The sequence below is a fragment of the Geobacillus sp. Sah69 genome (genome assembly GCF_001414205.1).
GTDB lineage: Bacteria > Bacillota > Bacilli > Bacillales > Anoxybacillaceae > Geobacillus > Geobacillus stearothermophilus.
This window is the reverse complement of the sequence record NZ_LLKS01000032.1, coordinates 51,281-70,814: the sequence shown is the minus strand read 5'-3', so window position 1 is coordinate 70,814 and position 19,534 is coordinate 51,281. Positions and strand designations below refer to the sequence as shown.

Genomic DNA, 19,534 nt, shown 5'->3' with positions numbered 1-19,534 from the left:
GTTTTTTTAAAAAAATCATTGACCATTTTATTTTCAGTGTTATATAATAAAACAAGATAACAAGTTACTGTTTTAAAACAGAAAAAAGGAGTGGCGATGATGAGCAGAGCAGAACGGAAAAACATGATCGAGTTTATCGAAAAAGTGCGGGGTTGTCGCGGGAAGAGCTCGCCTGCATAACTGACGCCGAGATCGAGTACATTTACGAGTGGTATTACCACCATCATGAAGAAATTGTGGAGTAAAGCGCCGTTCGCTGACCGCCCCAGCGAAAAAGGTGTCCCGCATTGGGACACCTTTTCTAATGATAGCCGTTTTGGCCGTTGGCGCTGCCGCTCGTTTTATGTTTCGGCCTGTTTTTCCCTTTTTGCTTCGTACCCCCGTCTTTTTTCGTGTGCTTCGTCATCGCAATCCCCCCTGTATCAAAATCCCCCGCATCGTTACGTTATCCGGTTTGCGGAGCATTTATGCACATCAACGGAGCCGCTTTCTTCCTTCACGTTCACAATCGAAAATGGCGTTCATTTCCCCTCCTAACACGAGAATCATGCCCGATAAATAAAACCAAATCATCAGCACAATCATCCCGCCGAGACTTCCGTACATGGCTGTATAGTCAGCAAAATGGTTGACATAATAGGCAAACGCCCATGATATCGCAATCCAGCCGGCGGTGGCGAACAAAGCGCCGCGCACGACATTGACGCAACGCAGCTGTTTGTTCGGGGCAAAATAATAAAGGGCGGTAAAAACAACAAACAAGATGATCACACTCGTCACCCAGCGAAATGTGTTCCATATCGTCAAAAACGGCTGCGACAACCCGAGGGTGGAAAACAAAAACAACCCGATCATCCGCCCGAATACCGGCAATACAAGCATAACGATAATGACCGCGATCATCCCGAGCGTCAGCACAATCGACAGGCCCCGCACAACCCAAAACGGACGGTCCTCTTGTACGTCATATGCGCGGTTTAACGCCCGCATAATGGCGCTCATGCCGTTCGATGCCGACCAAATGGCGCCGATAATGCTTAACGACAGCAGCTTTCCGTTTTGCTCATCCATCAGACGGTGGACATTCGTCTCGATCAGATGAAGCGCTTCTTTCGGCGCATACTGCCGCACAAGCATAAGCACATCTTCGTGCGGGATCGGCAAGTAAGCCAGCAGCGTCATTAAAAACAATAAAAACGGGAACAACGACAACAGAAAGTAATACGCCAATTCCGCCGACAGCCGCGGAACTTCATCCTCCGTAAAGCGCCGGGCCAACTCGCGGATGAACGTCATATCCACCAACACGGGTCGCCCTCCTTTTCCGTTTTTTCATCATTTTCTTTCCCTAGGGGCCAGCCGATGATCGCGGACGATCGCGTCAAGCAAATGCTCGCAGCCGGAGCGAATCAAGCGGTACACTTCGGCAAAATTCCCGGTATAATACGGATCCGGCACATCGTCTTTTTCCCGATCCGGGACAAAATCAAGCAGCCGGGCGATCACCGCCGGCGAATTCGGCCCGGCGAGCCGGCGCAAATCGCTCAAATTGGCGGCGTCCATGGCGATGATGTAATCAAATTCCTCCAAGTCGCGGCGCCCGACTTGCCGGGCGCGGATGCCGGAATAATCAATGTCGTTTTCACTCAAAATCCGTCTTGTCCCCTCATGCGGCGGCTCCCCGACATGCCAGCTGCCCGTTCCCGCTGAATCAACGACAATCTGTCCGTCAAGCCCCCGTTCGTTCACCAAATGACGGAATACCGCTTCCGCCATCGGCGAACGGCAAATGTTGCCGAGGCAAACAAACAACACTTTGACCATCGAAGCAGCCACTCCTTTCCATCCCGTTTTCTTGGCATTAGTTTTCCCTTTTCATCCAAGCGCTTGATAGCCGCTTTCTAGCAGCTCGTGCACATGCACCTATATTTTACCACCTAACGCTGGCGTGGACTATATTGCCTCTCCCCTTTTTCACCGCCGGTGTGGTACAATACATGATAACCTGCCACGAAAGGAGCGAAACCATGGATTTATCGAAACCGTCCGCAGAAAACGTCGAATATATCGTTGAACAGCTGAAGAAAAAATTAAAAGTGCTCAATTTTGATGCGATTAAGCCGGCCCATTTTTCCGAGGCATGGTATGACGAACTGAAAGACATTTACGACATGGTCATGAAGCGTGAAACGTTCAGTCCAAGCGAAATACAGGCCATTGTTGAGGAGCTCGGAAGCCTGCGCAAGCGGTAATCCTCTCCTTCCGTCACCGGATGGAAGCATCGCGAAGCTGCCTATGTATATAAAAAATTCCTATCGAAAAACTAGGATTGACATTAGCGCCAATTGTGTTAAAATTTTAATCAATATAAATTACATACGCTTATCAAGAGCGGGGGAGGGACTGGCCCGATGAACTCCGGCAACCTGCCGCGTTTGGCAAGGTGCTAATTCCAGCAAAATGGGATCCATTTTGGAAGATAAGGCGTCCCTCGTTCTTCCGCTCTTTCCGAAATGGAAGGGGCGTTTTTATCGCCAGGCTGCCCGTTGCCGGATGAATATCCGACTAATTATGTTGATTTTCTTTGTTTTTAAGGAGGGGGAAACGATGCTCACGTATGACCAATGGGAAACGGCCGAAAAACCGTCTTTTCCGTCCGATGATGAAACGAAAGGGGCGTTGGCTGTCCTTGCTTGGGCGTACCGCGAATACGGCGATGACATTGTCTATGCGTGCAGTTTCGGCATTGAAGGGATTGTGCTCATTGATTTGATTTCCCAAGTCAAGCCGGATGCGGAAATCGTCTTTTTGGATACAGGGCTGCATTTCCAAGAGACGTACGACACGATCGCGAACGTACAGGAAAAATACCCGTCGCTCCGCATCGTGATGAAACAGCCGCACTTGACGCTGGAGGAGCAGGCTGCACAGTTCGGCGATGAACTATGGAAACGCGATCCGAACAAATGCTGTGAGTTGCGCAAAGTCATTCCGCTGCGGGAAGTCTTGACCGGCGTCACCGCCTGGATTTCCGGCTTGCGCCGCGAACAGTCGCCGACGCGGCGCCATGTCGAGTACATCAATAAAGACGACAAATTCCGCTCCATTAAAGTGTGCCCGCTCATTCATTGGACGTGGAAAGACGTTTGGAATTACGTATATAAACACGGTCTTCCGTACAACGTGCTCCATGACCGGGGCTACCCGAGCATCGGCTGCGCCCCTTGCACAGCGCCGGCATCGGATCCGAACGATTTGCGCTCCGGGCGCTGGGCCGGCCAGGGGAAAACGGAGTGCGGGCTCCATCTCACATAAGGGGAGAACAACGATATGCTCCTTGCCATTGCCTTTATTGTGTCCTTTTTCTTCGCCATGAACATCGGGGCGAGCGGCGCGGCCGCCTCGATGGGCGTCGCGTACGGGTCGGGCGCCATTCCGAAAAAGTCGATGGCCCTCCTTCTTTGCGGCATCGGCGTGTTTCTCGGCAGCCTCGGCGGCGGAGAAGTAGTGAAAACGATCGGGTCGGGCATTATTCCGTCTTCGATCCTCACCGTCAAAATCGTCGTCATCATTTTAACGGCGGCGGCCATTTCACTTTTTGCGGCGAACATCATGGGCATTCCGCTCTCGACGAGCGAGATCACCGTCGGATCAGTCGTCGGCGTTGGCATCGCCTATCAGGCGTTGTACTTTCATAAGCTGCTGTTTATCGTGTCGGTATGGATCGTGATCCCGATCGTCGCCTTTTCGTTTACGCTGGCTGTCGGCAAATGGTTTTTGGCGCTCAAGCGAAAATATCCGCAGCTTGAACAAGGGCGCTGGCAAAAAACATTCATGGCCTTGCTCGTTGTCACCGGCTTTCTCGAGGCGTTTTCCGCCGGCATGAACAATGTGGCCAATGCCGTCGGGCCGCTCGTCGGCGCCGGGCTGATGGCGGTCGGGCCGGCAACTATCTTCGGCGGCTTGTTTGTCGCTGCCGGCGCCCTGTTGCTTGGGCATCGCGTGTTAGAAACAAACGGAAAGAAAATTACAAACTTCTCCCCGTTTGAAGGAAGCGCCATTTCCGGCACGGGAGCCGTGCTCGTCATCATTTCGTCGCTGTTTGGTTTGCCTGTTCCGCTTACGCAGATTACGACATCGGCGATCATCGGCATCGGCACGGCGAAAAGCGGGATGTCGATTTGGCAAAAGCGGATTGTCGTGCAACTGTTGAAAGTGTGGTTTGTTTCGCCAATATTTTCCCTTGTCATTTCGTACAGCCTTGTGAAACTGTTGCTTGACAGCGATGTTTACACGGTGATTGCCATCTTCAGCGTCTGCCTGGCGACGCTTGGCGTCATCAGCTTAAAAAAAACAGTCGCCGAAGAAGAGCGTTCGCTTCATGAACATGGCGGCGGCATTTAATGAACATCTATCAATCTAGGAGGTTATGAACATGAGTTTGAGCATTCCGCATGGCGGCACATTGATCAACCGTTGGAATCCGGATTACCCAATCGATGAAGCAACGAAAACGATCGAGCTGTCCAAAGCCGAACTAAGCGACCTTGAGCTGATCGGCACAGGCGCCTACAGCCCGCTCACCGGGTTTTTAACGAAAGCCGATTACGATGCGGTCGTAGAAACGATGCGCCTCGCTGATGGCACTGTCTGGAGCATTCCGATCACGCTGGCGGTGACGGAAGAAAAAGCGAGTGAACTCGCTGTCGGCGACAAAGCGAAACTCGTTTATGGCGGCGACGTCTACGGCGTCATTGAAATCGCCGATATTTACCGCCCGGATAAAACGAAAGAAGCCAAGCTCGTCTATAAAACCGATGAACTCGCTCACCCGGGCGTGCGCAAGCTGTTTGAAAAACCAGATGTGTACGTCGGCGGAGCGGTTACGCTCGTCAAACGGACCGACAAAGGCCAGTTTGCTCCGTTTTATTTCGATCCGGCCGAAACGCGGAAACGATTTGCCGAACTCGGCTGGAATACCGTCGTCGGCTTCCAAACACGCAACCCGGTTCACCGCGCCCATGAATACATTCAAAAATGCGCGCTTGAAATCGTGGACGGCTTGTTTTTAAACCCGCTCGTCGGCGAAACGAAAGCGGACGATATTCCGGCCGACATCCGGATGGAAAGCTATCAAGTGCTGCTGGAAAACTATTATCCGAAAGACCGCGTTTTCTTGGGCGTCTTCCAAGCTGCGATGCGCTATGCCGGTCCGCGCGAAGCGATTTTCCATGCCATGGTGCGGAAAAACTTCGGCTGCACGCACTTCATCGTCGGCCGCGACCATGCGGGCGTCGGCAACTATTACGGCACGTATGATGCGCAAAAAATCTTCTCGAACTTTACAGCCGAAGAGCTTGGCATTACACCGCTCTTTTTCGAACACAGCTTTTATTGCACGAAATGCGAAGGCATGGCATCGACGAAAACATGCCCGCACGACGCGCAATATCACGTTGTCCTTTCTGGCACGAAAGTCCGTGAAATGTTGCGCAACGGCCAAGTGCCGCCGAGCACATTCAGCCGTCCGGAAGTGGCCGCCGTTTTGATCAAAGGGCTGCAAGAACGCGAAACGGTCACCCCGTCGACACGCTAAAGGAGGAGCGAGATGAGCACGAATATCGTTTGGCATCATACATCGGTGACAAAAGAAGATCGCCGCCAACGCAACGGCCATCATAGCGCCGTCCTTTGGTTCACCGGCCTGTCCGGATCCGGCAAATCGACGGTGGCGAACGCCGTCTCCAGACGGCTGTTTGAGCTTGGCATTCAAAATTACGTTCTCGATGGCGACAATATCCGCCACGGGCTCAATAAAGACCTCGGCTTTTCCGCCGCCGATCGGACAGAAAACATCCGCCGCATCGGCGAAGTCGCCAAACTGTTTGTCGACAGCGGCCAGTTCGTGTTAACGGCATTCATTTCGCCGTTTGCCGAAGACCGGGCGCTCGTTCGCCGCTTAGTCGAGGAAGACGAATTCATTGAGATATATGTCAACTGCCCGATTGAGGAATGCGAGAAGCGCGATCCAAAGGGGCTGTATCAAAAAGCGCGCCGCGGGGAAATCCGCGAATTCACCGGCATCGATTCGCCGTATGAAGCGCCGGAAGCGCCGGAGCTGACCATCGAAACGCATCGTTATTCGGTGGACGAATGTGTCGAGCAAGTGCTCGCGTATTTGCGGGAGCGCGGATTCATCCCCGCATCGGAAACCCATTAACGATACCGTGTCTCCCACTCGAAAAAAGAGTGGGAGACGATTTTACAAAGTCGTTTTCATGCCACGGCCAGGCCGTTTACAATGAAATTCAACGGAACACGAGTGTTGATTATCCATTACTAAAACACAGAATCATATGGCTGAACACAAGCTTTTCTGCCTCTTCCCACGAACAAGAACGCCGGCGGGCAAATGTCATTTGCCTGCAAAGCGTTCATTGTTCGAGGAGGGCATGCTATACGCATGCCCAGTCGGCATGGCAAGCGAACTGCTTGCCGACTACGGCAGAAAAGCTAGGAATAGAGCGATATCAACTGGTTTTTAATGGTTAATCAACACGCCCGTCAACGGAACGTTTGCACTGCTGCCGGCAGCTGACGGGATCACGACAGAAAGGGCTGAAACAACGATGGGGAAAGTATATTTGGTCGGGGCCGGCCCCGGCGATCCGGAACTCATTACCGTCAAAGGGTTGAAATGCATTCAACAAGCCGACGTCATTTTGTACGACCGCCTCATTAATGAAGACTTGCTGGCATATGCCAAGCCAGACGCTGAACTCATTTTTTGCGGCAAGCTGCCCGGCTACCATGCTATGCAGCAGGAAACGATCAACCGTTCACTCGTTCTGCATGCAAAAAAAGGAAAAACAGTTGTCCGTTTAAAAGGCGGCGATCCGTTTGTGTTCGGGCGCGGCGGTGAAGAGGCGGAAGCGCTCGTTCAGCACGGGATCGAGTTTGAGATCGTCCCTGGCGTCACATCGGCCATCGCGGCGGCCGCTTACGCCGGTATTCCTGTCACCCATCGCGAGTTCAGCTCCAGCGTCGCCTTTGTCACGGGGCATCGCCGCGACGGAACCCGCGAAGACATTAAGTGGGAAAGCCTCGCCAAAGGCATTGATACGATCGCCATTTACATGGGCGTCCACAATTTGCCATACATTTGCGGCCAGCTGATGAAATACGGCAAGGCGCCGGATACGCCGACGGCGATCATTCAGTGGGGAACGACCCCCATCCAGCGCACGGTCACCGGCACGCTGGCGACAATCACCGCTATTGCCGCCAAAGAACGCATCGAAAATCCAAGCATGGTCATCATCGGGGATGTCGTCCGGCTGCGCGCCAACATTCAATGGTTTGAGCGGTTGCTGTCATCATCGGCAGCTGCCGGCGCCACCTCGTGAGGCAATGGCGATGGAAGCCATTTTGTACGTCAGCCACGGCAGCCGGGTTCCGGCTGCGCGCCGAGAAGCAGCCCGCTTCGTTGAACAATGCAAGGCGGCCATCGACATCCCGATTCAAGAACTGTGCTTCGTTGAGCTGGCTGAGCCGGATATTGCGACCGGCGTTGACCGTTGCGCCGCCCAAGGGGCAACCCGTGTGATCGTCATCCCGTTGCTGCTTCTATCCGCCGGACATGCCAAACAGGACATTCCGGCTGCGCTTAAAGCAGCGAAACAGCGCCATCCGTCTTTGGAGATCGTCTGCGGAGCACCGTTTGGCGTCCACGATGCAATGATTGACATCATCATCGACCGCATCGGCGAGCAGCCGGCGCCGCTTGATCATGAATCAATGGTTCTGCTGATTGGCCGCGGCAGCAGCGACCCGGATACGAAGCGCGACATCGCCGCCATCGCCCGGCGCTTGCAAGAAAAAACGAGCGTGCCGCACGTTGACGTTTGTTTTCTCGCCGCCATCCGCCCGACGCTTGACGAAGGGTTCAAGCGGGCGCAGGCATCCATATACCGGCGCGTCTTTATCGTGCCGTATTTGCTGTTTACCGGCGTTTTAATGAAAACAGTCGAACGGAAGCTGCAAGCGATGCCTGTTTCCGATCAACAGTGGCATTTATGCTCATACTTAGGGGATCATCCGCGGCTTGTAACGCTCATTCAACAACAGGTGCAGGCGCTGTCGGCAGCGAAAAAAGGAGCTTGAGCAGACAAGCTCCTTTTTTCATGGTATGATGGAAGCGAAGCGACCGCAGCGAAGGAGGTCTTCAATCATGATGAAACGGGTTCATGTCATGGTCGAAGGGCGCGTGCAAGGCGTCGGGTTTCGCTATTTCGTCCAACACGAAGCGCTCAAACGCCAGCTGACCGGCTGGGTGAAAAACAACGATGACGGGACGGTGGAGATGGAAGCCCAAGGGCATGAAAGCGAGCTCCAACTGTTTTTGGATACGATTGAAGCCGGCACGATGTTTGCCAAAGTTTCCCGCATGCACGTTGAGCCGCGCCCCGTCCGCCCTGACGAAACTAAGTTCCGCATTGTGTACGGAAGCGGCATTTGACTGTTGCACCGCTTTGGATCTATTCCCAGCGCAGACGTTGTCCGTCTGCCGCCAAGCGCTCTTTCCACCAATGAAAAAGCGCGATCACCATCCGTCCTGCTTAAGCCGGCCGCAAATGCGGCGCCGCATATTGAAAACACGTCTCCAAAATGGCCGTATTCGCACGCTCATTTTTTTGCTGCGCTTCACGGCAAAACGGATGGAATACATCGACAGCCGCTTGCGGGTACTCCCCGCATATGTCCACGCCGAGCACTTTTTTATAGAATAGCAGAAGGCGCAAACAAGCGAGCAGCCGGGAAAGCGGCATCATCCCCTGATCCCAGTTCGTCACGGCGTCTTCGCGGCGCAGCGCATCTTTATCAATGCTGATATAGACGCTCCCGGTCGGAATAGCGTCCAAAAGCGCCGTCGGCCATTCATCGTGATCATCGAAAGGAAGAACTGTAATCTTTGGAGATAAACGAAGATGGCTTGGAGAACATGACGGACCAACAATGATGACTTTTTGCAGCTGCGGATGTCCGAGTGCGTAAGCGACCCACGAGCCGCATGAAATGAGGCGGTCGCTCCCCCCTTCGGCATCGGTATGATGGTCAAACAAGACGAGCGTAAACGGCTCTTTCATCTCCTTTATGAGCAAATAGCTTACATAATGGAAGTTGCCGTTCCCGATTAAAACCGCTCCGCGCATCCGCCGACGGCGCAGCCGCCGTTCGATTTCGGCGAGAGCCTCCCCGCTGCAATACAAATTCGTCTCCGGCACATCCGACAGATCGATCCATTCGTGCGGAAAGCGGAACAATCGCTTTTGCGGCCGGTAAGTGCCGTCAAAATTGAGCATCGTGACACCATTGCCTTGAAACCCCATCGATCATCACCCTTCTTTCGTTGAATCATCATTCAACGCTTTGTAGGTGCGGATGAGTCCAAGATGTGTCTCTTTTTTTATTATACAATAGAAGTCGAAATAGTTCCGCTCACACGCCTCGGTCATGTACAATAATAGAAAAACAAACAGCAAGGAGGGAGCCGCTTGCAACCGATCGACACGGCCGCCGTACAAGAGGCGCTGAATCGTTTTGCCAATCGCGACGTATATATTCATTTGGAAACGACGAACGGAGCATACGCCTCCCATCATAACGATGGCTTTTATTCCGTCGGCGCCTACATCCGCAACGCCCGCATCCGCTTCACCCGCGGCAAAATCACCGGCCCGGGGCCGTACCGCGTCGGGCTGAAGCTTCAAATCGGCTGGGTGTACGCCGAAGGGCTGACCCATTGGGAATGGACGAACGAAGGACAATTGTTGTTGGCCGGACACGATTACGAAGGGAAACTGGCTGTCGCTCTTGAGCTGAGCGACACGCCGTTCGCATAAGGAGGGGCTTGCGATGAAGGAACGACACGTACTTGTTGTGTTTCCCCACCCGGATGATGAGGCGTTTGGCGTTTCGGGCACCATCGCCCAGCATGTGCAAAGCGGCACACCGGTGACGTACGCCTGCCTGACCCTTGGGGAAATGGGGCGAAACATGGGCGTGCCCCCGTTTGCCAACCGCGAAACGCTTCCGCTCATCCGCAAGCAGGAGCTGGAAGAAGCGTGTCGCGTTCTCGGCATTCGCGATTTGCGCCTGCTCGGGTATCGCGACAAAACGGTCGAATTTGAGGATGAAAACGAACTCGCTGACCGGATTGCCGCCATCGTGGCAGAAACAAACCCGTCGCTCGTCATCACGTTTTACCCCGGCTACAGCGTTCACCCTGACCACGATGCATGCGGCGCTGCAGTCATCAGCGCCTTGACGCGCTGGCCGAAAGAAGAACGGCCGACCGTCCATTGTGTGGCGTTTGCGAAAAACTGTGAACAAGATCTTGGCCAGCCAGACGTCATCCGCGATGTCAGCCCGGTGATCGAGACGAAGCTGGCCGCCATCCGCGCCCACCGTTCGCAAACCGAAGGGCTGATGCAAGCGGCATCCAAACGCGGCGATGCACTTGCTTGGCTCAAAACAGAACGGTTTTGGACGTATCGGTGGGATGACTAAACGTATACAGGCGCCGGCCGCACCTCCAAGCTGGCTGAACCGGCACGGCCGGCCCGCCGCCGAAAAAAGGAAGCCCGCCTTTCACGTGAGGCTTGGGCGCCTTTTTCGTTGGCATAGGCAGTGAAGAAAACACCAGCCCGCCCAACCGGATCCGGAACAGGCATTGTTTCCGCTGGAATGTTTCAGATGGGTTGCAATCCGAAAGCGGCCTCGGCGGCCAGATCCCCTTTCAGCACGGTGACGGCTTTTCCTTCGAGCTGAACCCTCTCGCCTGCCACCATCACCCGCACAATGCCGCCGCGGGCTGAAGCTTGGTAGCCGACTAACGTCGTTTTCCCAAGCTTGTCCGCCCAATACGGCCCGAGGCAACAGTGGGCGGAGCCGGTAACCGGGTCTTCCGGCACACCGAGAGCTGGAAAAAAGGACCGCGATACAAAATCCACTTCTTCTGCCGCTGAACGGCTTGTCACAATGATGCCGCGCGCATCTACTTCTTGAAGCAGGCGGAAATCCGGGGTCAGTCTGCGCACCTCCTGTTCTGAGCCGATTTCCACCAAATAATCGAACCGGTTGCGCCCGATAAACAGCGGTTCAGCTGGCAAGGCACCAACAAGCGCAGCAGGAGGCGACTCAACCCGCACTGGCGTTTCGTTCGGAAAATCGAGCCGAATCCAACCATCGTTGTTTATAGCCGTCAATACTCCGCTGTTCGTGAAAAAGGCAATCGCTTCATCTCGGCGGTGTTCCCCGCGCTCCCACAGCACATGGGCACTCGCCAACGTTGCATGGCCGCACAAATCAACCTCTGCTTTAGGGGTAAACCAGCGCAGACGATAGCCGCCCTCATGTGGAACTAAAAAGGCCGTCTCAGACAAATTCATTTCTGCGGCAACACGCTGCATCCACTCATCACGGGCCGGCTGCGGCAACAAGCAGACGGCCGCCGGGTTGCCGGCAAACGGCCGGTCAGTGAACGCATCGACAATATACATCGGAATGTTTATGGCTCTTTCCCTCTTTCCCCGTTTCGTTCTTTTTCGTTCACCAATAGCTGGGCCAACTCTTCATCCCATCGGCCGCGCTGCCGGAAAGACTCAGCAGCGAGCGCCCGAAACAGCCGCTTTCGTGCGGCATCGTCCGCCACCTCACGCAAAATGATATCGCGGGCCTTCTGCAAAAACTGAAGATACGGCTCATACTCTTCACCATACTTCTCCTCAAGCTCGCGGCGGATGCGACGGGCAAGCGCCGGACTTGCTCCCCCGGTCGACACGGCAATGGTGAGCGGACCGCGGCGGATGACAGCGGGAACGTGAAAATCACACCGTTTCGGGTCATCCACGACATTTACGAGTTGGCCGGGCGCTGCTGCTTGCGCCACCGCTTCGTTCACATTCCGGTCGTTTGTCGCCGCAATGACAAGAAACGCTCCTGCCAAGTCGTCTTCAGCGAACGTTTTCTTACGCCAAACGATCTCTCCTTTGGCCGCGAGCGCTTCAATGTCCGGCACCGCCTCCGGGGCGATTACCACAACGTCCGCTTCTGCTTCAAGCAAACCGTAAACTTTCCGCGCCGCCACCTTCCCGCCGCCAACGACGACCGCGCGGCGGCCGCGCACATGAAGAACAATCGGATACCCCACGGCGCAACCCCCCATTCCGGCATCCATCAGGCAGACTGAGTCGGTTTCTGCGCACAAACAGGCGCAATCTTCCCCGACCGCCTGCCTTGGCTGACAACAAAAAGTAAAAAAAGAAGCCGTGCATCGAACACGGCCTTTTTCTTCATTATATCATCCTTGTTTCACTTCTTGAAGCCATTTCGCCAACCGTTCATTTTTCTTTTTCATATGCTCAAGCCATTGCGGGAGCAGTTTTTTCATGGCCTCCTGATCATTGTTCTCCATCGCTTGCCTCGTTTGTTCATGAAGCTGATGAAGCTGTTGTTTTTCTTCTTTCGTCATCCACCGTTTCATTTTATGCAACTGTTTCAGCTCTTGTTTAAAAAAAACGTTTAGCGAAATTTCTCTTCAATACGCCGCCCATAGTCGCGCAACGCCTTCGAGTTTGCCCGTTGCCGTTTTTTCATCAGTTCGGAAAAACGAAGCTGTTTTTCCGTCCATTTTTTCGTAAGTTCCTGCTTTTTCTCGTCATCCTCGCAGCAACGAAGCAAGTCCTCGAGCGTCAAAAGCTCTTTGCGCAACTCCGCTTCTTCCCTCACATAGCCGGCGTTTTTCAGCAACAAATACCCGAGCCGCAGCTCCTCTGGAATGCGGGAAAGGTCTTCAATCTCAAGCGGTTTGCCGAAGCCGGGCAAGTTGTCAAACTCGCCGTTTTTCATCGCCTCGCGAATTTTCTCCTCGGCGATGCGCCAAAATCCGTCCATTTCACGTCAACTCCTGCGCCCGCCGCCTCACATGCTGCTCTTTCAAAAAGCGAACAAACTCATCATACGGAAGCGGTGGGGAAAAGTAGTAGCCTTGCGCCTCATCGCACCGTTTTCCTTGCAAATAGGCCGCTTCGGTCTCCGTTTCGACCCCTTCGGTCAACACTTTGACACCTATATTATGCCCGAGGCGGATGATCGCCGGCAAGATGACATCTTTTTTTCCTTGAATGCTCCTTCCCCATTCATCCGTTGTCGGATGCTGTTCCAACGCAAACCGGCCGTGGAACGCCTCTTCGATCTCTGGAAAATGGCGGCGGTAAACTGTCCCAGGTGGAACCGCTTGTTCCTTTTCGCCGTCGATGCGGCCGTTCCGATTGTAGTCAGTCGCTGGCACTGCCACGAAATATATATAAGTTGGAACTTTGTTTTACATCCAGTAGAGCACCCGCTGCATTCTATCAAAATGACTTGTTATGAAGGAAAACAGAATCGAACAATCGGAAAATCTTTATTGCAACTTAATATATATTTGTAATCACACTGTAACATTATTTAATTCAACTGTAAAAAACAAGACTGTTTTCCTCTGTTATACTGTAATCAAACAACGTCGAATGGAAAATGATTTTGTCGGGGGTTCGGGAAAATGAAAAAATGGCTCACTCTTGTTTCTGTAGCATTCATCGTTCTTTTTTCCTGCTTCTTTGTAAGCACTCCCAGTTCTGACGCAGCCGCCAACAAGACGAGGCTGATCGCCGAGGCCAAAAAACTGGTCGGCACTCCGTATCGGTATGGCGGCACAACGCCAAAAGGATTTGACTGCTCCGGATTTGTTTACTATACCCATAAAAAAGTCGGCGTCACGTTGCCGCGCGCGTCCAAAGAAATGTATAAAAAAGGAAAATACGTACATAAATCGAAATTGCAGCCAGGGGATTTGGTGTTTTTTGACACTTCGAAACAGACAAAAGGCGTCTCCCACGTTGCCATCTATATTGGGAACAATCAAGTTATTCATGCCGTTTCCCGCGGTGTCAAAATCGACAGCTTAAACAGCAGCTATTGGAAAACAAGATATGTCGGAGCCAAGCGTCTGTAGCGGTTCATTGCAAAAGCTCTCTGTCATATTAAGCGCGCTTAATAGGCAGGGGGTTTTTATTATGCCAAAAAAGCGGCCCTCCGAAACCGGAGGGCCTAATATATATTCATAGGGGATCGGGGGAATACCTGGAAACGTTACGCTATTATTCATTTCCTCCCTTTTCGTCTTTTATACATGAAAACAAAAAAATTTTTTATGATCCCCAGCCGCAACGGCTGCCCCCTCCCGTTTCGACAATATGGACATAAAGCCGCGGCTCTTGTCGAATGGTATAGATGATGACTAGTTGTCCGTTCATCGATTTTTGACAAAGGCAGGTGTTTCCGTTGTTCGCTTCCTCACAGCTGGGCGTTGATTTAGGGACGATGAATGTCAGGCTGTTCAGCCAGACGAAAGGGCTTCTGTTTGACGAACCAGCAACGGTCGCCTATAACCGCCAGGCGGACAAGCTCATGGCAATCGGCCAAAAGGCAAAACAAATGATCGGCAAGACTCCGCCCCATGTTGGGAGGCGCCTTGCTGCATGGCATCGAGCAATGGCTGAGCACGGAACTGCACGTGCCGGTGCATGTCGCGCCCAATCCGGCTGAAGCGGTCGCCATCGGCACGGGGAAGGCGCTCCAGGCGATGCCAAAGCGCCTCGATGCAGCGCTGTAGCTCATTTCCAACTCCCGATCATTGAATCAACTCAAAACCCCCGCGCCATCGCGGGGGTTCTTGTTAGACCAGCTATGGGCATTCCTGGCACGGAGAGGCCGCCCACTGTGGTGTTAGGACGTCTGCCGAATGCGCTCCTCCCCTTGCGTTGCTTGTGCTCCCTCGGCGGCCTCAAGCAGCAAATCCACAATATGGACGGCGCGGACGCTTCCTGACAGCCCGGCCCGTTCAATGCCAAGCTTCATTTGTAGCAAACACCCCGGGTTGGCGGTGACGATCGTCGTCGCTTTCGTTTGTTTCGCCATTTCCATTTTGTGGTCTAAAATTTGCATTGACATCTCCGGTTCCACAAGGTTGTAAATGCCGGCCGATCCGCAGCAGCGGTCAGCATCGTTCATCTCGCGGAACTCGACGCCGTCAATCGCCCGCAACAAACGGCGCGGGGCGGCCGCCGTTTTCATGACGTTGCGCAAATGGCACGAATCTTGGTAGGTGATCGTTTGCGGCGCCACGCGAAGCGGTAGTTGGTGAAACCCGAGTTCAACCAACACTTCAGAAATGTCTTTGATTTTCGCCGCAAACGCCTCCGCCCGGTCGCGCCATTCGGAATCATCCTTTAACAGGTGGTCATATTCAAGCAAAAACGCACCGCAGCCGCCGGCGTTCGTCACAATGCAGTCGACATCAAGCTGCTCAAAAGCGGAAATGTTTCGCTTGGCCAACTCTTTCGCCATCTCTTTTTCCCCGCCATGGCCGTGCAGCGCCCCGCAGCACCCTTGGGACGGCGGGATGATGACTTCGCAGCCGGCGAGCTGCAATAGACGCAGCGTCGCATCGTTTGTTTCCATAAACATCGTATCCATCAAACAGCCAGCGAAAAAGGCGACCCGTTTTTTCACCGTACCGTCCGGATTCAAACGATGCGGCCGGTTTTTCATCTCTTTTGCCGTCGGCACGTCCGGCAGCACGCGCTCCATTTGCCGGAACGAGGCCGGAAGCAGGCGAAGCAGCCCCATTTTGCGGGCAAGCGTCCGCAAGCCGGAGCGCTGATACCAACCGAGAAACGCCGTCGCCTTCCGCATCCGTTCTTGATGCGGAAACAGTCCGGCAAACACAAGCTTACGGATGAGGCGAACCGGAAGCGGCATTTTTTTATGCTGGGCGATAATGTCGCGCGCCTCTTCCAGCAGATGGCCGTAGCGGACCCCGGACGGACAGACCGACTCGCATGCCCGGCAGCCTAAACATAAGTTGAGCGCCCGCTCCACCTCTTCGTCCGGCTCAATCAGTCCATCGACGACCGCCTTCATTAAGGCAATCCGTCCGCGCGGCGACTGGGCTTCTTGCTGCCCCGATTCGATGTACGTCGGACATGATGGCAGGCAAAAGCCACAGCGCATACAGTTCATCAGTTCATCCTCATCCATCCGTTCTTGAAACGCTTTCTGAATGAGCGCTCGTTCTATCTTCGTTGTCATCGTGTCACCACCACCCGTTTTCTCGTGCTTTTGGCGAACACTTTGCCCGGATTCATAATATTGTTCGGGTCGAGCGCCTGCTTGACCGCTTTCATGGCAGCGATGCCGGCCGGACCGAGCTTCCATTCCAAATACGGCGCTTTCATTACCCCGACGCCGTGTTCGCCGGTAATCGTGCCACCCAATTCAATCGCTTTGGCGAAAATTTCTTCAAACGCTCGTTCCACCCGCTCCATTTCTTCACGATTGCGGGCGTCGGTCGGACAGGTCGGGTGCAAGTTGCCATCGCCGGCATGGCCGAACGTACAGATCTTCAACTGGTACTTCTCGGCAATTTCATTGATTGCTTTGACCATTTTGGCGATTTCCGAACGCGGCACGGTTGCGTCCTCTAAAATCGTCGTTGGCTTTAAGCGCGCCAACGCCGACAGCGCCGTCCTCCGCGCCGTCCGCAGCGCCTCTGCTTCTTCCTCCGAACGGGCGAGTTGAACGGACACCGCCTGCTCGGCCCGGCAAATATCGGCCATCTTTTTCATATCGCGCTCTACCACTTCCTTCGGCCCATCCTGCTCAATGAGTAAAACGGCTTTCACATCGGTCGGCAAGCCGATGCGGGCGAAATCTTCGACCACTTCCAATGTCGGCTGGTCCAAAAACTCGAGCGTCACTGGAATGATCTTGTTGGCGATGATTTTCGACACCGAACGGGCGGCCGCCTCCAAATCTTGATAAAGAGCGAGCATCGTCTGCTTCGTCTCTGGCATCGGAATAAGTTTTAACGTCGCTTCGGTGACAATGCCAAGCGTTCCTTCCGATCCGACAAACAGACGGGTTAAGTCATAGCCAGCTACATCTTTTGCCAGCTTGCCACCGGTGCGGATGACATCGCCGTTCGCCAAGACGACTTCCAACCCGAGCACATAGTCGCGCGTCACCCCGTATTTCAGACCGCGCAAGCCGCCTGAGTTTTCGCTGATGTTGCCGCCAATCGTTGAAATTTTCATCGACCCCGGGTCCGGCGGATAAAACAATCCTTTTTCTTCAACGGCTTTCGTCAAATCAAGCGTCACCACTCCCGGCTGAACGGTCGCGGTTAAGTTTTCCTCATCAATTTCCAAAATGCGGTTCATATGGTTAAACAGAAGAACGATCCCGCCTTCGACCGGACACGTGCCGGCGCAAAGGTTCGTTCCTGACCCGCGCGGCACGATCGGGATGCGATACTCGTTGCAAATTTTCGCAATTTCCGCGACCTCTTTCGTATTTCGCGGCGCAATGACTGCATCGGGGAGCGACTGAAACTGCGGAGTCGCATCATACGAATAGACGAGCCGCCCCGTTTTCGTGTCATCGTAGTTTTCAGCTCCCACGACTTGAATCAACCGTTTTTTCGCTTCATTTGAAATCAATGGTCTCACCCTTTCCACATCCATTTGCATTCGCCGACAGCGGAAAAGGGGCTGGGCTTGGCGTCTGTTTCCATCCAGGCCAAGCCTCGTCCCCCTTCGCTGCCGTTACGGAATCATCCACGATAATACCGTCGATTGCAGGTACACGAGAATACCAACCAAGATAATTAAGAATATGCTATGTTTGACCGTAAAGCGGAACAAGTCGGACTCTTTGCCGGTCAAGCCGACGGCCGCGCAGGCGACCGCGATCGACTGCGGCGACATCATTTTCCCGACGACGCCGCCCGATGAGTTGGCCGCCAACGCCAGCACCGGATCCATGCCGATCGATGTTGCCGTCACTTTTTGCAAATTGCCAAACAATAAGTTCGACGACGTATCCGAACCGGTGATAAACACGCCGAGCCAGCCTAAAATCGGCGAGAAGAACGGGAACAACGGGCCTGTTTTGGCCAACGCCATCCCAAGCGTCGTGCTCATGCCTGACGAGTTGGCGATGTAGGCAAAGCCGACGACCGAAGCGATCGTCACAATCGGATATTTCAGCTCGTTAAGCGTTTCCACAAACGTGCGTCCCCAATCTTTCCACGAGATGCCGATGATGAACTTGGTGACGACCGCCGCCAACAAAATCGCCGTCCCAGCCGCGCCGAGCAGCTCAAGCTTATACACCGCCGCAATCGGCTGACCGCTTGGGTTCAAAATTTGGTTATTGAGCCCCGGCACAGGCGGCATAAACGTCAAATGGGCTCCGATGGCATTGACAAGCTTGAGCAAACCGTTTGTTCCTTCATAATGGCCGGTGAGCGCCGCTTTCACCTGCGGGATGCCCCAAAGCGAGATCAACGCCGTCAGCACGAGAAACGGCGACCAAGCGCGGAACACTTCCCCGCCGCGTTGCGTCGCGCGAGCAACTTGCCCAGCAGCCGCCACTTCCGACTCCGTTGAAAAGCGGAATGTGCTTTTCGGCTTCCAATATTTCAAAAAGACAGCCAATGCGACGATCGAAACGAGCGAGGACAAAATGTCCGGCAGCTCCGGTCCTAAAAAGTTCGATGTCAAATATTGCGTGAGCGCGAACGAAACGCCGGAGACGATAATGGCCGGCAACACTTCGACTGTCTTTTTCCATCCTGCCATAATCAAAACGAGATAGAACGGAATGAACACCGATAAAAACGGCAGCAGCCGCCCGACCATTTTCGAAATTTCCATCGCCGGCACACCGGTCGGCCCTTCCATCGAGATGATCGGAATCCCGACCGCCCCGAACGCCACCGGCGCTGTGTTGGCGATCAAACAGATGCCTGCGGCGTACAGTGGGTTAAACCCCAATCCGGCCAGAAGCGCTGCTGAAATCGCCACCGGCGCGCCAAACCCGGCCGCCCCTTCCAAAAACGCCCCGAACGAAAAGGCAATGAGCAGCGCCTGCAGCCGCCGGTCTTCGGTGAGGGAAACGACGGAGTTGCGAATGATGTCAAAATGGCCGGTCTTCACCGTCAGCTTATATAAAAAGACGGACGTAATGATGATCCAGCCGATCGGGAGCAGCCCGTACACCGCCCCTTGCGTCACCGACATGACCGCTTTGCCGGCCGGCATCCTGTAAGCGATTACAGACAACACCAAAGCAAGCAGCAACGTCGTCAGCCCGGTGACATGCCCTTTCATCCGCTTGACGGCCAAAGCCCAAAAGAAATACAAAATCGGAATGAGTGCGACAATGGCCGATAACCAAAGCTGGTCGGCGATTGGCGTAAAATCTTGCTTCCACTGCATGCGGTTTTCTCCTCCCCTTTATGTCCGACTTATCGGCGTTTGCAAATGATCGCCCACTGATCTTTCTGTTTCACTCTTCCAGTCATCAGATGACCGGATAAGAAACGCCGTCTGTCTCAAATTATAAAAGCGTTTTCTCCAAAAGACAA

At 53.9% G+C, this 19,534-nt stretch carries 21 protein-coding genes, 4 pseudogenes and 1 riboswitch; of the genes and pseudogenes, 14 read left to right on the top strand and 11 right to left on the bottom strand.

Annotated elements, in window-relative coordinates; all coding sequences use genetic code 11:
* The first annotated feature begins 99 nt into the window (after positions 1-99).
* Positions 100-245: pseudogene (locus tag AP057_RS16165) on the top strand (BH0509 family protein).
* 229 nt (positions 246-474) lie between these two features.
* On the opposite strand, the gene AP057_RS06825 reads toward AP057_RS16165, so the two are convergent.
* Positions 475-1,296, bottom strand: coding sequence for a YihY/virulence factor BrkB family protein (locus AP057_RS06825; RefSeq protein WP_369813959.1), 822 nt, complete (start codon positions 1,294-1,296; stop codon positions 475-477).
* Positions 1,297-1,335: 39 nt separating this feature from the next.
* The gene (locus AP057_RS06820) at positions 1,336-1,824 is read right to left on the bottom strand and encodes a low molecular weight protein-tyrosine-phosphatase (protein WP_033009583.1); all 489 of its coding nucleotides are present in this window, start codon (positions 1,822-1,824) and stop codon (positions 1,336-1,338) included.
* A gap of 203 nt (positions 1,825-2,027) precedes the next feature.
* On the opposite strand from AP057_RS06820, the gene AP057_RS06815 reads away from it, so the two are divergent.
* The 8 genes from AP057_RS06815 to AP057_RS06780 all read left to right on the top strand — a co-directional run bounded on the left by AP057_RS06815 (position 2,028) and on the right by AP057_RS06780 (position 8,518).
* A complete protein-coding gene (locus tag AP057_RS06815) occupies positions 2,028-2,252 on the top strand; it encodes a DUF1128 domain-containing protein (protein ID WP_033013939.1) in 225 nt (74 codons plus the stop codon).
* Positions 2,253-2,379: 127 nt separating this feature from the next.
* Positions 2,380-2,486, top strand: a riboswitch (SAM riboswitch).
* A gap of 121 nt (positions 2,487-2,607) precedes the next feature.
* Positions 2,608-3,315, top strand: coding sequence for a phosphoadenylyl-sulfate reductase (locus AP057_RS06810; protein WP_033009598.1), 708 nt, complete (start codon positions 2,608-2,610; stop codon positions 3,313-3,315).
* Positions 3,316-3,330: 15 nt separating this feature from the next.
* On the top strand, positions 3,331-4,404 hold the full coding sequence (locus AP057_RS06805) for an inorganic phosphate transporter (RefSeq protein WP_055358377.1): 1,074 nt from the start codon (positions 3,331-3,333) through the stop codon (positions 4,402-4,404).
* Between the two features lie 31 nt (positions 4,405-4,435).
* Positions 4,436-5,596 carry a sulfate adenylyltransferase gene (gene sat, locus AP057_RS06800; RefSeq protein ID WP_033009578.1) on the top strand — a complete coding sequence of 387 codons (1,161 nt, stop codon included), beginning with the start codon at positions 4,436-4,438 and terminating at the stop codon, positions 5,594-5,596.
* A 12-nt stretch (positions 5,597-5,608) separates the two neighbouring features.
* Positions 5,609-6,220 (top strand): adenylyl-sulfate kinase, encoded by a 612-nt coding sequence (gene cysC / locus AP057_RS06795; protein ID WP_033009577.1) that lies wholly within the window; start codon positions 5,609-5,611, stop codon positions 6,218-6,220.
* 409 nt (positions 6,221-6,629) lie between these two features.
* Entirely contained in the window at positions 6,630-7,406 is a 777-nt protein-coding gene (cobA, locus tag AP057_RS06790) for a uroporphyrinogen-III C-methyltransferase (RefSeq protein WP_055358376.1), read from the top strand.
* 10 nt (positions 7,407-7,416) lie between these two features.
* Positions 7,417-8,163, top strand: a complete 747-nt coding sequence (locus tag AP057_RS06785) for a sirohydrochlorin chelatase (protein ID WP_055358375.1) — start codon at positions 7,417-7,419, stop codon at positions 8,161-8,163.
* Positions 8,164-8,233: 70 nt separating this feature from the next.
* Positions 8,234-8,518, top strand: a complete 285-nt coding sequence (locus tag AP057_RS06780; protein ID WP_055358538.1) for an acylphosphatase — start codon at positions 8,234-8,236, stop codon at positions 8,516-8,518.
* Between the two features lie 100 nt (positions 8,519-8,618).
* On the opposite strand, the gene AP057_RS06775 is transcribed toward AP057_RS06780, so the two are convergent.
* The gene (locus tag AP057_RS06775; RefSeq protein WP_044743039.1) at positions 8,619-9,389 is read right to left on the bottom strand and encodes an arginase family protein; all 771 of its coding nucleotides are present in this window, start codon (positions 9,387-9,389) and stop codon (positions 8,619-8,621) included.
* A 165-nt stretch (positions 9,390-9,554) separates the two neighbouring features.
* On the opposite strand from AP057_RS06775, the gene AP057_RS06770 reads away from it, so the two are divergent.
* Both AP057_RS06770 and bshB2 read left to right on the top strand, forming a co-directional pair.
* Positions 9,555-9,902: a YojF family protein gene (locus tag AP057_RS06770; protein WP_055358374.1), complete on the top strand. Its 348-nt coding sequence runs from the start codon at positions 9,555-9,557 to the stop codon at positions 9,900-9,902.
* Between the two features lie 13 nt (positions 9,903-9,915).
* Entirely contained in the window at positions 9,916-10,569 is a 654-nt protein-coding gene (gene bshB2, locus AP057_RS06765) for a bacillithiol biosynthesis deacetylase BshB2 (RefSeq protein WP_033009572.1), read from the top strand.
* A gap of 182 nt (positions 10,570-10,751) precedes the next feature.
* On the opposite strand, the gene AP057_RS06760 is transcribed toward bshB2, so the two are convergent.
* From AP057_RS06760 to AP057_RS16160, 5 genes and pseudogenes are all read right to left on the bottom strand, one after another.
* A complete protein-coding gene (locus AP057_RS06760) occupies positions 10,752-11,573 on the bottom strand; it encodes a PhzF family phenazine biosynthesis protein (protein ID WP_055358373.1) in 822 nt (273 codons plus the stop codon).
* Positions 11,570-12,211 carry a bifunctional precorrin-2 dehydrogenase/sirohydrochlorin ferrochelatase gene (locus AP057_RS06755; protein WP_033013936.1) on the bottom strand — a complete coding sequence of 214 codons (642 nt, stop codon included), beginning with the start codon at positions 12,209-12,211 and terminating at the stop codon, positions 11,570-11,572. The genes AP057_RS06760 and AP057_RS06755 overlap by 4 nt, the downstream gene beginning before the upstream one ends.
* Positions 12,212-12,361: 150 nt before the next feature.
* A pseudogene (locus AP057_RS06750) lies at positions 12,362-12,574 on the bottom strand (hypothetical protein); the annotation flags it as partial.
* A gap of 8 nt (positions 12,575-12,582) precedes the next feature.
* On the bottom strand, positions 12,583-12,954 hold the full coding sequence (locus tag AP057_RS06745) for a DnaJ family domain-containing protein (RefSeq protein WP_055358372.1): 372 nt from the start codon (positions 12,952-12,954) through the stop codon (positions 12,583-12,585).
* A gap of 1 nt (position 12,955) precedes the next feature.
* Positions 12,956-13,186, bottom strand: a pseudogene (locus tag AP057_RS16160) (EAL domain-containing protein); the annotation flags it as partial.
* 417 nt (positions 13,187-13,603) lie between these two features.
* Here AP057_RS16160 and AP057_RS06735 point away from each other — a divergent pair.
* The 3 genes and pseudogenes from AP057_RS06735 (at position 13,604) to AP057_RS17820 (ending at position 14,716) form a co-directional block, all read left to right on the top strand.
* The gene (locus AP057_RS06735) at positions 13,604-14,056 is read left to right on the top strand and encodes a C40 family peptidase (protein WP_049626124.1); all 453 of its coding nucleotides are present in this window, start codon (positions 13,604-13,606) and stop codon (positions 14,054-14,056) included.
* Positions 14,057-14,385: 329 nt separating this feature from the next.
* A pseudogene (locus AP057_RS18135) lies at positions 14,386-14,565 on the top strand (rod shape-determining protein); the annotation flags it as partial.
* Positions 14,561-14,716: a rod shape-determining protein gene (locus AP057_RS17820; protein WP_235468498.1), complete on the top strand. Its 156-nt coding sequence runs from the start codon at positions 14,561-14,563 to the stop codon at positions 14,714-14,716. The pseudogene AP057_RS18135 and the gene AP057_RS17820, both read left to right, overlap by 5 nt.
* A 113-nt stretch (positions 14,717-14,829) precedes the next feature.
* On the opposite strand, the gene AP057_RS06730 is transcribed toward AP057_RS17820, so the two are convergent.
* The 3 genes from AP057_RS06730 to AP057_RS06720 all read right to left on the bottom strand — a co-directional run bounded on the left by AP057_RS06730 (position 14,830) and on the right by AP057_RS06720 (position 19,385).
* The gene (locus AP057_RS06730; RefSeq protein ID WP_055358370.1) at positions 14,830-16,194 is read right to left on the bottom strand and encodes a (Fe-S)-binding protein; all 1,365 of its coding nucleotides are present in this window, start codon (positions 16,192-16,194) and stop codon (positions 14,830-14,832) included.
* The gene (gene glcD / locus AP057_RS06725; RefSeq protein WP_369813957.1) at positions 16,191-17,627 is read right to left on the bottom strand and encodes a glycolate oxidase subunit GlcD; all 1,437 of its coding nucleotides are present in this window, start codon (positions 17,625-17,627) and stop codon (positions 16,191-16,193) included. Before glcD ends, AP057_RS06730 begins: the two co-directional genes overlap by 4 nt.
* Before the next feature lie 81 nt (positions 17,628-17,708).
* Complete coding sequence (locus AP057_RS06720) at positions 17,709-19,385, bottom strand: L-lactate permease (RefSeq protein ID WP_055358368.1); 1,677 nt, start codon at positions 19,383-19,385, stop codon at positions 17,709-17,711.
* Positions 19,386-19,534: the final 149 nt, after the last annotated feature.